At 41.7% G+C, this 12,206-nt stretch carries 12 protein-coding genes and 2 riboswitches; of the genes, 2 read left to right on the top strand and 10 right to left on the bottom strand.

Annotated elements, in window-relative coordinates:
* Positions 1-6: 6 nt before the first annotated feature.
* A riboswitch (cyclic di-AMP (ydaO/yuaA leader) is annotated at positions 7-139 on the bottom strand.
* Positions 140-155: 16 nt separating this feature from the next.
* From ACFE93_RS18930 to ntrB, 3 genes are all read right to left on the bottom strand, one after another.
* On the bottom strand, positions 156-992 hold the full coding sequence (locus ACFE93_RS18930; protein WP_375475175.1) for an ABC transporter ATP-binding protein: 837 nt from the start codon (positions 990-992) through the stop codon (positions 156-158).
* Between the two features lie 50 nt (positions 993-1,042).
* A complete protein-coding gene (locus ACFE93_RS18925; RefSeq protein WP_375475117.1) occupies positions 1,043-2,485 on the bottom strand; it encodes an ABC transporter substrate-binding protein in 1,443 nt (480 codons plus the stop codon).
* Positions 2,486-2,563: 78 nt separating this feature from the next.
* Entirely contained in the window at positions 2,564-3,415 is an 852-nt protein-coding gene (ntrB, locus tag ACFE93_RS18920) for a nitrate ABC transporter permease (RefSeq protein ID WP_375475115.1), read from the bottom strand.
* 97 nt (positions 3,416-3,512) lie between these two features.
* A riboswitch (cyclic di-AMP (ydaO/yuaA leader) is annotated at positions 3,513-3,713 on the bottom strand.
* Positions 3,714-4,153: 440 nt separating this feature from the next.
* Here ntrB and ACFE93_RS18915 point away from each other — a divergent pair.
* On the top strand, positions 4,154-5,344 hold the full coding sequence (locus ACFE93_RS18915; protein WP_375475114.1) for a sensor histidine kinase: 1,191 nt from the start codon (positions 4,154-4,156) through the stop codon (positions 5,342-5,344).
* Between the two features lie 172 nt (positions 5,345-5,516).
* On the opposite strand, the gene ACFE93_RS18910 is transcribed toward ACFE93_RS18915, so the two are convergent.
* Both ACFE93_RS18910 and ACFE93_RS18905 read right to left on the bottom strand, forming a co-directional pair.
* Positions 5,517-6,827 (bottom strand): aminopeptidase P N-terminal domain-containing protein, encoded by a 1,311-nt coding sequence (locus tag ACFE93_RS18910; protein WP_375475112.1) that lies wholly within the window; start codon positions 6,825-6,827, stop codon positions 5,517-5,519.
* Between the two features lie 93 nt (positions 6,828-6,920).
* Complete coding sequence (locus tag ACFE93_RS18905) at positions 6,921-7,067, bottom strand: hypothetical protein (protein ID WP_375475110.1); 147 nt, start codon at positions 7,065-7,067, stop codon at positions 6,921-6,923.
* 419 nt (positions 7,068-7,486) lie between these two features.
* On the opposite strand from ACFE93_RS18905, the gene ACFE93_RS18900 reads away from it, so the two are divergent.
* Positions 7,487-8,728, top strand: a complete 1,242-nt coding sequence (locus ACFE93_RS18900) for an FG-GAP repeat domain-containing protein (RefSeq protein ID WP_375475108.1) — start codon at positions 7,487-7,489, stop codon at positions 8,726-8,728.
* A 104-nt stretch (positions 8,729-8,832) separates the two neighbouring features.
* Here the strand turns inward: ACFE93_RS18900 and ACFE93_RS18895 are convergent, their stop codons facing one another.
* From ACFE93_RS18895 to ACFE93_RS18875, 5 genes are all read right to left on the bottom strand, one after another.
* Positions 8,833-9,600 (bottom strand): MBL fold metallo-hydrolase, encoded by a 768-nt coding sequence (locus ACFE93_RS18895; protein ID WP_375475106.1) that lies wholly within the window; start codon positions 9,598-9,600, stop codon positions 8,833-8,835.
* A gap of 3 nt (positions 9,601-9,603) precedes the next feature.
* Positions 9,604-10,203, bottom strand: a complete 600-nt coding sequence (locus ACFE93_RS18890) for an aminodeoxychorismate/anthranilate synthase component II (protein ID WP_334850504.1) — start codon at positions 10,201-10,203, stop codon at positions 9,604-9,606.
* 458 nt (positions 10,204-10,661) lie between these two features.
* Positions 10,662-11,117, bottom strand: a complete 456-nt coding sequence (locus ACFE93_RS18885; RefSeq protein WP_375475104.1) for a diacylglycerol kinase family protein — start codon at positions 11,115-11,117, stop codon at positions 10,662-10,664.
* 153 nt (positions 11,118-11,270) lie between these two features.
* Positions 11,271-11,798 (bottom strand): rRNA maturation RNase YbeY, encoded by a 528-nt coding sequence (gene ybeY / locus ACFE93_RS18880; RefSeq protein WP_375475173.1) that lies wholly within the window; start codon positions 11,796-11,798, stop codon positions 11,271-11,273.
* Positions 11,799-11,837: 39 nt separating this feature from the next.
* Complete coding sequence (locus ACFE93_RS18875; RefSeq protein ID WP_375475102.1) at positions 11,838-11,993, bottom strand: DUF3285 domain-containing protein; 156 nt, start codon at positions 11,991-11,993, stop codon at positions 11,838-11,840.
* Positions 11,994-12,206: the final 213 nt, after the last annotated feature.

Genomic DNA, 12,206 nt, shown 5'->3' with positions numbered 1-12,206 from the left:
CTTGGGGGTTCCTTCCATTGCCTACGGAGTTAGCTGACGGGCTAAGACTGGAAGGTGTCTCTCGTAAGATTAGCCCCAAACATTGGTTCCTCCGTTCCAAATCCAGCTTTCATGAATTTGAATTAGGCTACCCACTAAAAAAATGATAATCTAATTTACTCGTCTTGGGTAAAATATCGATCGAGGAAATTTAAGGCATGGTTGCGGAGTTCAAAATACTCTTTTGAGTTTTGCATGGCGGCGCGATCGCGTGGATGCTCAAAAGGAACTTCTAAAATCTCCCCAATACTAGCAGCCGGGCCATTGGTCATTAAGACGATGCGATCGGACATATAAATTGCTTCGTCTACATCGTGGGTAATCATCATCACTGCTTGACGATTATTTTCCCAAATATCCAATACCTGCCGCTCTAATTTGCCACGAGTTAGTGCATCTAGTGCCCCAAAAGGTTCATCCATCAGCAACATTTTGGGACGAATTGCTAAGGCTCTGGCAATACCTACTCGTTGTTTCATACCTCCAGAAATTTCATCGGGATATTTGTCAGCCGCCGCCGTCAAGTTTACCATTGCCAAGTGTTGATTTACAATGCTGATTTTTTCAGAGCGATTAGCATTTTTTAACACTTCATCTACGGCTAAACGGATATTTTCTCGCACTGTTAACCAAGGTAACAGCGAATAGTTCTGAAATACCATCATCCTTTCGGCTCCCGGCTGACGAATTTCTTGTCCATCTAGCCTGACTGAGCCGGATGTTGCTTTTTCTAAACCAGCTACTATCTTTAGTAGAGTTGATTTCCCACAACCTGAGTGACCAATTACAGAAATATATTCATCTTCACCAATCGTTAGATTAACTCCATTTAAGACGACAAAATTATCTTTGTCAGGTGTCGGATAAGACTTGACTAAATTTTCAATTTCTAAAAATCCAGGGCGGGGCAGAACTTCGGTCTGGGTATTAATAGGTAATGAGGTATATTCCATCATCAAATGCTCCGCAAATAATTTAGTCAATCAATATTTAAACTTGGGATTTAAGACATGAAAAAGCGAGTGGGAGCGTTAGCCCTGATGGCAAAACTATTCAGATAACCCACAGGATCGCTGGGGTCGAAGCCTTTCTTATCTATAAATACTTCTGGTGGTTCGACCTTATAATCATCCTTGGGACATTGGATGCCCATTTCCGATGCTATCTCCCGATATAAATCTGTTCTCCAACCAAGTTCTGCAAGTTTATCGGCATTTTTGGGGAATTTATGAATTTGTCCCCACCGCGCTGCTTGTGTCATCAACCAGATACTTCTCGATCTCCATAAGAATGTTGAGTGTTCTCCTGGCTGTTTAGGAAGGTTGTCAGGAATATCGAAGAAAATTGTGGTGTCAGCGGCTTTGATGGTGCGGTCTTTGCCGTCAAAGCCTCCATAGTTATAGTTTCCAAGAATTCCCGGACTTGTAAATTTGGCGATTGGGACATCTTTATTTTTGGGTCTAGCACCTGTAAAGGAACGTTCTGTAAGTAGTTCGGCTACTTCTTGGCGGTTTTCTACTTTGCTGCAATATTGGCAAGCTTCAATCATCGCTTTGACAAGGGAACGATAAGTTTTGGGATATTTGTCAATGAAAGATTCCATCACCCCCAATAAACGATCTGGGTGTCCTAACCAGACTTCTTTACCTTGTGCAAAGGTAAAGCCGATATTTTCGTTACCTGTTATTGCTCGTGTATTCCAAGGTTCTGCAACCATGTAAGCTTGCATCGCACCAATCCGCACGTTTGTTACCATTTGGGGAGGCGGAACGATGATGATCCGAAACTCCTTAAGCGGATCGACACCAGCGGCGGCGGATACGTAGCGGACAAAGTATTCGTAAATGGCGGAACTCAGCACTACCGCCCAAACTTTGCCTTCTGGCGGTTGCTTGTCAAAGTAGCCTCGAAAATCGCGCCCAAAGGCTTCTAGCGCGGCATCACCATATTGTTCTTGGTACTCGTACCACGGACGCAGCCCAAAATCCCACATGGCTTTGTCCATTGTCATGGCGTTACCGTGGCGGTGAATGGTCATGGCTGCACACAAGGGAGCGTGGCGTGCGCCTTCAGCACCAATTCTGGCGTTGGTGACTGCACCGGATACTACGGGTGAAGCATCCAGACGACCAAATATCAAACCGTCGCGGGAAGTAGCCCAACTGGCCTCGCGGTTAAGTGTGACGTTCAAACCATATTTGCGGAAGAAACCTTTTTTCCAAGCGATCGCAAATGGCGCACAATCATTAACGGGAACGTAGCCAATGGTCAGGTCGGATTTTTCTAGGTCTTGGGATCTAACTACTGGTTGTACAGCTAAGGCTTCTTCAGTTAGTTCTTTGGCGGATCTATCTCCTGAAATCGCACAGGAAGATAACGCTATTCCGGTTGTGGTTGCTCCGATTCCTTTGATAAAGTCTCGTCGAGTCCAGTTAGGATCGCCCATTCTTGTAACTCCATTGGTGATTAATTACTCACGCTCCAGGTGCAGAGTATCTGCTGTTTTAATCGCAGCCGAATTTTGTTAGTTGGAAATTGTAGGGCGATGGGTGACTAATTCTTGGATTTTACCCACGGCGTAATCTAAAATTAACCCAGTTAAGCCAATTATGAAAACGGCTAAAAATACTGAACTTAGGTTTAAGCGACTCCATTCATCCCAGACAAAAAAGCCGATACCAATACCGCCTGTGAGCATTTCCACGGCAACGATAACCAGCCAAGCTATCCCTAAACTAATTCGTAAGCCGGTAAAAATATACGGCAAACTTGCAGGCAAAATTATTTTTGTAATCCGTCGCCAACGCGGCATTTCTAAAACTCGTGCCACATCTAAATAATCTTGGGAAACGCTAGAAACTCCTAATGCTGTATTAATAATTGTCGGCCATAAGGAAGTTATGAATATGACAAAAATGGCGGAAGGATCTGCTAAGTTAAAAATTGCTAAGGCGATGGGTAGCCAAGCTAGAGGCGATACTGGTTTAAAAATTTGCACGATCGGATTGAACGCTAGCATTGCCTGTCTGGACATACCAATTAGAAACCCCAGAGGAATCGCTACTACCGCACCTAATAAAAAGCCCAGTAATACTCGACGCAGACTTGCTATCAACAACCAACCAATCCCTAAATTACCTGGGCCTCGCTCGTAGAAGGGATTTAAGATGTAGTCTAGATTCGCGATTAGCGCTTCTGGTGGGGTGGGCATCAATTCATGATTGGCAAGTGCAATAATCCACCACAGCACAATTATTCCCAAGATGCCCAATACAGGTAGAATGAAGACATCTTTGAGGATGACAGGTTTTGCCTTTTTCCAAGTTGCTTGTCCAGCGATCGCTGCGATCGCTGCTAAATTTAGTTGAAATATCATCTACGACCTCAACAGATTTAAGTGCAGGTACAAAAAAACCGAGCAGTACCAGCCTTGGACACCGATGAGATCGGAACATTATAAAAATGCCGTCTCTTCAGTCTCCTCTCAATGCCTACGAAGTTAGCTGACGGGCTAGGGCTGAGAGATGCCCTTCTAAAAAAAGTTATGAGTTATGAGTTGAATATTTACTAAAGTAACTTTTAACTCCTAACTTTCTCTAAGATACGCCCCACAATTTGGTTCCTCCGCTCCAACATCACGCCCTGCGATCTGTTGGATTAGGCTGACTTACTCTACGTAAATACTAATTTTTGTACATTATAACATTGATATACATATCTAACATAGATACTTTAGTGACAATATCTCTCTTCTAATAGTTGTTGTTTATTTTGTTACTTCACTCAACTGCCTAACCTAACTTTTCGCTAATCCAGAAAATTGATAATTTTAATTGTCTTGTGAATCAAATCCTTGCACAGTCAGCTAAATAATTTTGTTAAGTCAAGTCACAATGCTGTTAACTGCTAGACTTTGGTTGATAAACTCAAGATACATATTATACTTTTTGATTTTTATGTACGGGTATTAATGCTCATCAACAACCGAATCCTATACAATCTATTTCTTTTGGTAGGTGAAAAATATTATTAATTGTGGTAAAGCACCACTATAGTCGCTAAACTATTTGGATATGGAAGTTTACTCATCTATCTTCTAGCTGAATTTAAGATAATGGATTTTAGTCAAGTACTGGCTGAAAAAACGGATACCATCCTTGATAAATGGATTTTAGCAGTTCGTAGGGATAGACGAATTGAAAGTGCTGATGACCTATCTTATACAGCGGTAAAAGATCACATTCCTGATGTTTTGAAAGCTATGGTGACAGTGCTTTCAAAATCTCAAGAGAATGATATTCAATCAATAGTTACTGCCAGTTTTCAGCATGGAACGATTCGAGCCGAACAAGGTTTTGATCCAGCAGAAATTGCTAGAGAATATCATCTGCTGCGAACAGTAATATTTGATGCTCTACAACCAGATTTATTAAAGGGAATCCCGTCAGAGATAATTCGTTCCATGCGTTTGATTGACGCTATTATCGACGAAGCGATCGCTCGATGTTTCAAAAGTTATGTTGAGGAACGCTTACGAGAATTACAGAAGTTACAAGTATCACTAACGCTCCATAATGATGAACTCACGCGGCTAATTAGCGCTAATCAAGAGTATCTTTCCCAACTAGCCCACGAATTGAAACATCCTCTAACTTCCATTATTGGTTATTCGGATCTGTTTTTACGCCAACAACGACGAAAGACTGATATCAAAGACAGCTTTAGCAATTTAGAACATATTGAGCGCGTACTACGCAATGGTAAACAGTTACTCCATCTAATTAATGATGTACTAGAACTTTCGCGCTATGACGCTGGGCAGATAAAACTCCAATCAGCACCTACCGATGTGCGTGAATTAATCGATCACGTGTGTGAAATGTTGCAACCTTTAGCTACGGGAAAAAATTTACAAATCGTAGTCGATTGCGATCGCATTCCCGAAAAATTAATTACAGATTCTTTTCAGTTGCAACAAGTTGTTACAAATCTTATTAGTAATGCGATTCGTTATACAGAGTTGGGGACTATTATTATCATGTGTCAGGTGTTGGAGAATAAAAGATGGGCGATCGCAGTTTCTGACACTGGAGTTGGCATTGCACCGGAAAACCAAGCCCAGATATTTGAACCTTACTTTCGCGTGAGTTATAGCGATCGTCCCTATCTTCCTGATAGTACAGGATTGGGATTAGCGATCGTCTCACGGTTGGTAAAATTATTGCAAGGTCAAATTAACTTAGCCTCGCAGGTAGGCGTTGGTTCTACTTTTACCGTAATTTTCCCTTTAGAAGTTGAGTTTTAAAAGTATTGGGCGATTGGAAGTCGCGGCTACACAAGCAAAGTCCACAGAGGTGGACTAATACAAAATCAAGGGTTTTAAACCCACAGAGGTGGGTTTTGTCTGTATAGCCGCGATTTCCAATCGCCGGGGCTTTACAAACATCCTCTTAGGGATGATGTCTCATCCCCATTTTCTATCTTTCTATTTCATCTACAGCTTTGGGAACCCCCGCAGTTAACACTTCATGTCCCCCAGATGTAACTAACACATCATCCTCAATCCGAATGCCAATGCCAACCCATCGCGGATCGGTCTGTGGCTGGTCTTCTGCTAGTTTGGTATCTGGCACAATATATAGTCCCGGTTCCACTGTCAAAATTTGACCTGGTTGTAAAATTTGTGGTTTGTCTTCACCATGCTGATAAACACCGACATCATGGACATCTAAACCTAACCAATGACTGGTACGATGCATATAATATGGTTTATATTTTTCTTCTTCAATTAACTTATCAATTTCACCTTTGAGAATGCCAAGTTCGACTAAACCTTCTGTGAGGACGCGCACTGCTGTATCATGAACTAATTTGAAAGGATTACCTGGTTGGATTTGAGCGATCGCTTGTTTTTGCGCCTCCAAAACAATCTCATACAGCGTCTTTTGTTCTGGCGTAAACTTACCTCCTACAGGAAATGTCCGCGTAATATCGGAGTTATAATAACCGTAAGCACAACCAGCATCAATTAGTAGTAATTCTCCATCCTGCATTTGACGATTATTTTCAATGTAGTGGAGTACACAAGCATTTACACCAGAAGCCACAATCGAAGGATAAGCAGGCCCTAAGCCACCCCGCACTCGAAAGATCCGTTCCATCTCCGCCTGTATTTCGTACTCATAACGTCCGGGTGCAGCGATTTCTTGGGCATAATTGTGCGCTTCAGTAGCGATCGCAGCTGCTTGACGCATCAATTCCAACTCAGCTTCGCTTTTGATTAATCTCATACTGTTGAGGACAGGGCCAGTATCTTCAATAGCGATCGGCCCAGTACCGCGCTTCGGATAAGTCCGCAATAAACTTTGATAATGTCTTAGAATTTGGTCGGTAAAATTGCGATCGCGTCCTAAGTGATAGTAAATCCGACTAGCTTTTTCCAAATACTGCGGCAACTTTTCATCTAACTCGCTAATGGGGTATGCTTCATCAGCACCATAAATTTCTTTTGCTGCATCTACCCCACAAAGATAACCAGTCCATACTTCCTTTTCGCGATCTTTCGGTTGGACAAAAAGCACAAACCGATGTTCTGAATGATGCGGCGCTAACACTGCTACTGCTTGTGGTTCATTAAAACCAGTCAAGTAAAAAAAATCGCTATCTTGGCGATAAACATACTCGACATCGTTGTGCATCACTGCCATTGGCGCACTGCGAAAAATGGCTGTACCATCACCAATTTTTGCCATTAACTGCTCGCGACGCTGCCGATATTCTGTTTGCATAGTTGATGTACTTTTAAAAGTATTGTGTTATTTTACACTTTTGGCAACTAGCAGATGCACAGATGATGCTTCTTAAATAGTTGCTAATCTAAGTTATTCTAACCAATATTTGTTTCCACTCAAGTTATAAATTATTGGAGAAAAATCAATTCTCTCGAAACACTCAGATTTACTACTTTTTAAAGAATTCGGGAATGTAGCGATCGCTTCTATCTTAAGTAAGTCGATATAGTTAAACATAAAATAAAATTCTAGTTCGTAGTTAGAAGTTTATCGCTCAAAACAAAGATTGTCAGGACTATCTAAGTTTAGAAAAAGGTTAGTGTGGATATTTTTATCTGAATGATTAACAGTTCAATATCCAAAGAGATTTTTGATACAATATTTAAATATCAAAGAAGATAGATAAAATCATCATTTTTTTATATATGAACGATTGTATATAAATTACAAAATATTTTTTGTAATTGCTTATCTAGAACTTGAAATTTTTACAGAAATAGTTTAAAACAAACAGATATTTATCTTTAAAGAGTGAAATTAATAAAGAAAAAAGAGTTATGAAGAAAAATAGAAACTCTGGTAAATGTTATTTCGTTACAGAAAGAGATTGGCAAAAAAAGTTAAAAGAATATAACAACCAATCATAAAAATAAACCATGTCTGGAAATCAAAATTCCTCACCCTTAGCTTTGAATACATCTCGATTAGTATCAGATTCTTTTGCAAAATCAGAAATCTTGACAACTTCTCTTAAGAGTTTAAATTATGATTTGGGGTTTGGAAATAAGAGTTCTTCACTAGCACTAGAAAGTAAACAGGTGACTGCGCCTGTTAAAACGTCAGCAAATCCCAATCCTAATCCTTACTTAACTAGTGCGGCGATTACTCCTGACTTTAACGGTGATGGTAAAACAGACAAAGTTTGGGTCAATTCTTCAACTGGTGAGATTATCATTCGGTTGATGGATGGCACAACAGTTCTCGAACAGGGTTCTTTGGGTCAATTTGACCTATCCGCCTATGATTACAAAATTGCTGACTTCAATGCTGATGGCAAAACCGACTTCTTGTTACGCAATAAGACAACCGGTGAGAATAGCGCTGTCTTGATGGATGGAACCAAAGTTGGTAGTGCGGCTGCTCTAAGTAGCGTCGATCCGGCCTGGACTCCTCAGATTGGAGATTTCAACGGCGATCGCAAAACCGATATCTTCTGGCATAATGGCACAACTGGCGAAAACGCTATTTGGGAGATGGATGGCACTACTGTTCTAAATGCAACTGTTTTAGATACTACAGACGCAGCGTATACTCCTACCATTGTTGATTTCGACGGCAATGGCAAGAGTGACATCTTCTGGCGCAATCTGACAACTGGCGATAACGTCGCTTGGTTTATGGATGGTACGCAAAAGACTGACTTTGCTCTGCAATCACAAGATCCCGCCTGGACTGCTAGCCTTGGTGATTTCAACGGCGATTTTAAGACTGACATTCTGTGGAGAAACGCTCAAACAGGTGAGAACAAGGTTTGGACGATGAATGGCATCTTAGTCACAGAAGGTGCTTTGGGGACACTTGACTCATCCTGGACTTCCAAAATTGGTGATTTCAACGGTGATGGTAAGACTGATATCTTCTGGCACAATGGAACCACAGGTGCGAACACCGCTTGGTTGATGGATGGCACAACAGTTGCGACTGAAGCTTTCTTACCAGCTAATAACGCGGCCTTGACACCATCCCTTGGCGATTTCAACGGCGATGGCAAGACTGATATCTACTGGCGCGATCAGACAGCAGGTACAGACAACATTTGGACTATAAATGAAACGACAGCAGTTGAGACTCCGATCAGCGACGCAGATAAACTTGGCCCAGAGTGGTATACGTTCTAAAATCAGAATTTAGAATTCAGAATTCAGGGGATGCAGGCAGGAGTCATTATTCTCCCTCTGCTTCCTCTGCTTCTTTTTTAGTCTCCAATCACCAGTCCCTTTATTCAAAATTTGTAACTCAAAACCTGAATTTCGCCATTCTCCGGCAAATCTTTAGGGCTAATGGAAATACTATCTGCACTGCTACGCCGCACTTTCATACCTTGCATTAAGGTTAGAAAATTATCCAGTGGCGAAAGATCGCACTTAGTAGCATCAGCCGCTTGTGTCCGATAATGAGTCGGAATTACCAACTTGGGATTTAACACTTGAACAGCCTGCTTTGCTTCCTCAGCATTGTATGCTTTTGCACTGCCTCCCACTGGAATAAATGCTACATCGGGACGCCCCATCAAGATTTTTTGCTCAATGGAAATGGGTGCAGCGGCTCCGCCTAAGTGTAGGATATTAATTCCGCCTTGCTTCCAACTCCAAGCAGTATTTGAACCAAACTGCTTACCGCCTTTGCGATCGTGGTCTATGGCAATTCCTTGGAATTTAATGCCTTTAAACTCGTAAACTCCCGGCTCGTAGATGAGTTTTGCATTTCCCGGTAGTACATCCACAGCACCTTCATCTAGCAGTTGGCTGCTAATCAGTACCAAATCTGCTGCAACTTTTGGAGGACGATACTTAGCTGTACAGCCGATTGACCGAAATGGATTGACGAGAACTTTCGCACCACCACCAGTAAAAAGAAAGCAAGTATGACCCAACCACTGAACTGATAAACCGCTAGATTGTGCGTCAGCTTGAGATTCAGAACCCAAGGTAGTAACTAAAGCTGTTACCAACCCCGCTCCAGCATAGCCCATCAACTGTCGTCGTTTCATTAATTATGCTCTTGACTGTAACTGTTCCAGAAAATTTCGCAATAACTGTTTTCCTGAAGATGTCAGGACACTCTCTGGGTGAAACTGGACGCCCTGAATGTGAGGATAGTTCCGGTGTCGCACTCCCATAATGGTGTTATCTTCAACCCAAGCGGTGATTTCTAACACATCTGGGCAAGTCTCACGTTCGATTACCAAACTATGATACCTGGTGGCGGTTAAAGGATTTTCTAATCCCCGGAAAACCCCCACTCCAGTGTGAGACACTTGAGAGGTTTTGCCATGCATCAACTCTGGAGCAGAAATTATTTTACCACCGAACACTTGACCAATGCTTTGATGTCCCAAACAGACACCCAAAATTGGTAACTCTTGTCCTAGCTGTTCAATCAATTCTAAAGAAATACCGGCATCTTCCGGGCGACCAGGCCCAGGAGAAATAACTACGGCTTCCGGCTTTAATGCCTGAATTTCATCTATGGATATCTTGTCGTTACGAAAAACTTTAATATCATTTGCCACTGGGAACTCTGAAGCCAATTCTCCCAGGTACTGCACTAAGTTATATGTAAAACTATCATAATTGTCGATAACTATAATCAAAGTTTATAACTCCTGGCTTCTATCACTCATCAGTTGCAACAGCATAGACAAATATCTCATACTAAGTGAGTGGGCGTGAATAATTAAAGGTTTGTAGTAAGTGGCTTTAGCCCTTAAAATAGAGTTAGAGTCAGTTACTACGAACCAATTTAATTAATTTCACATTATGTAACATAGTTTGATTTATTCTTGCCTACTTATTTATTTGTTCGCTAGATGTAAAAATAACGCTAAAGTGGACACGTAAATATGAAGCGGCTACTCTACGATCAGCCACTTGTTCAATTCTAAATTGCTTATAATGTGTTCTCCAGGGGATCGGACATGTGATCCTCTTATCGGCTCACTTGGCGATGCCTGCGGTGGTGACTGAGCATTGTTGTACCACTTCGTGAAAGCAAGCTACGCGCGCGCAGCATCTCATAGAGAAGTGGCGGCTACGTCGGAGCAAATCACCTCTACAAAGTCGATATAATTAACCTTACCAGAGGAGGGAGTAATAGCGTACCTGCTACTAACATCGCTACGAAAGCAGAGACAAGCACTGCACCAGCCGCACAATCTTTAGCAATTTTTGCCAAATCATGGTATGTCTGCTTAACGGTTAAGTCCACAACAGACTCGAGCGCTGTATTTAGTAACTCTAATGCCAAAACTAAACCACTAATTACACCAATTACCGCAATTTCTACCGCTTGCAGATGCAAAAAAACGCTTAAAGCGATCGCCATTGCACAAACACTTACGTGGATGCGAAAATTACGTTGAGTTTGAAAACTATAGCTGATTCCAGCCCAGGCATATTTAAAACTAATAAATAAATTAGAGGCTACTTTCCAGGAGAATTCCCGTTCGTTAGACACTAGTGTTTGTAACGAGGTAGGCGTTGGTGAGGGAGAAATTTTTTGGGACATACACTTAAAAACACAAGAACAGAGTTGCTACAGTGGGAATATTCGCCGATCTTAATGGCAGAATTAACTTTGAGGCAATCTTTAAGCAAATTTCCACAGAAGTATTATAAAAGTATTACCCAAAATTAATATTAAAGAATACATGAACTCCTATTATTCCATGTCAATAGCAATACCTATTGCATTCAGCAATCTCACTTGCTGTTCTAACATTCGTTCCAAACTTTCTTCATCAGGATGATCCCAGCCCAACAGATGCAATAAACCGTGAGCAGCTAACCAGGCTAGCTCAGTTGGTAAGCTATGTTCCTGTTGTTGAGCCTGGTGCTCTGCTGTATCTACAGACACAATGATATCACCTAAGTATAATGGTAGAGAGGCAAGCATTTCTATGCTTTGAGGAAAATCCACTTCCAAAGCAGCAAAGGCTAAAACGTCTGTCGGCTTATTTTGCTGACGATATTGAGCATTCAGTTCTTGAATTTGCAGATCATCTGTCAAACGCAGCCCAATTTCATAACTTGGCGCTGGTGGAATCTGAGGCTGAAGAATTTCCAACCAGTGATTAAACCAGTTTTCCCAAGTTTCAGGAGTAATTCGGGCATCAGTCTCGTCAATCTTTACAGATGTTGTCGAGGAGAACTCATAAAAATACTCCTCCACATATAGTTCAACTCTCAGGGGCACACAGTCTCCTTGTCTGAGGTTTACGATTTGTCGTTAGTGAGTGAGGTAAGCAAGACCAACAAGCAGAGCTAAAAGCCCTACAGCAGTCAACGCAAAATGCTTAAGGGAAGTTCCACCCTTGCGCACCATGTTTCGCATGGCGAGTTTGACGTAGCTAGGTTGAGGTTCTGTTAAAGGAGAGTTGCTCATAGTTATTTGTCTACAGACTCTTTTATAACTGTAACAGTTGGTCTGGGATAGAATTGCGATCGCCTGTATATTGCTAAGTATTTATCTGAAAAAGCGTCGGTGATATGGGGTGCTATGCGATTGCGTTCATCTCAAATACAAGGTACATGAGTAGGGGGGGGCAGGTTGCTGGGGGGCCCGTCGATAAAATTTTTTTTTTGTGGGATTTAGGGG

It is taken from the genome of uncultured Nostoc sp., assembly GCF_964247315.1.
Classification (GTDB): domain Bacteria; phylum Cyanobacteriota; class Cyanobacteriia; order Cyanobacteriales; family Nostocaceae; genus Nostoc.
This window is presented reverse-complemented; position numbering and strand designations above follow the sequence as displayed.

Bases quoted from the DNA above. Each gene is read 5' to 3' on its own strand.
- ntrB (WP_375475115.1), bottom strand. From the start codon at position 3,415: ATGATATTTCAACTAAATTTAGCAGCGATCGCAGCGATCGCTGGACAA.
- ACFE93_RS18885 (WP_375475104.1), bottom strand. From the start codon at position 11,117: ATGTCCCAAAAAATTTCTCCCTCACCAACGCCTACCTCGTTACAAACA.
- ACFE93_RS18915 (WP_375475114.1), top strand. From the start codon at position 4,154: ATGGATTTTAGTCAAGTACTGGCTGAAAAAACGGATACCATCCTTGAT.
- ACFE93_RS18900 (WP_375475108.1), top strand. From the start codon at position 7,487: ATGTCTGGAAATCAAAATTCCTCACCCTTAGCTTTGAATACATCTCGA.
- ACFE93_RS18925 (WP_375475117.1), bottom strand. From the start codon at position 2,485: ATGGGCGATCCTAACTGGACTCGACGAGACTTTATCAAAGGAATCGGA.
- ACFE93_RS18895 (WP_375475106.1), bottom strand. From the start codon at position 9,600: ATGAAACGACGACAGTTGATGGGCTATGCTGGAGCGGGGTTGGTAACA.
- ACFE93_RS18905 (WP_375475110.1), bottom strand. From the start codon at position 7,067: ATGTTTAACTATATCGACTTACTTAAGATAGAAGCGATCGCTACATTC.
- ACFE93_RS18875 (WP_375475102.1), bottom strand. From the start codon at position 11,993: ATGAGCAACTCTCCTTTAACAGAACCTCAACCTAGCTACGTCAAACTC.
- ACFE93_RS18910 (WP_375475112.1), bottom strand. From the start codon at position 6,827: ATGCAAACAGAATATCGGCAGCGTCGCGAGCAGTTAATGGCAAAAATT.
- ACFE93_RS18930 (WP_375475175.1), bottom strand. From the start codon at position 992: ATGGAATATACCTCATTACCTATTAATACCCAGACCGAAGTTCTGCCC.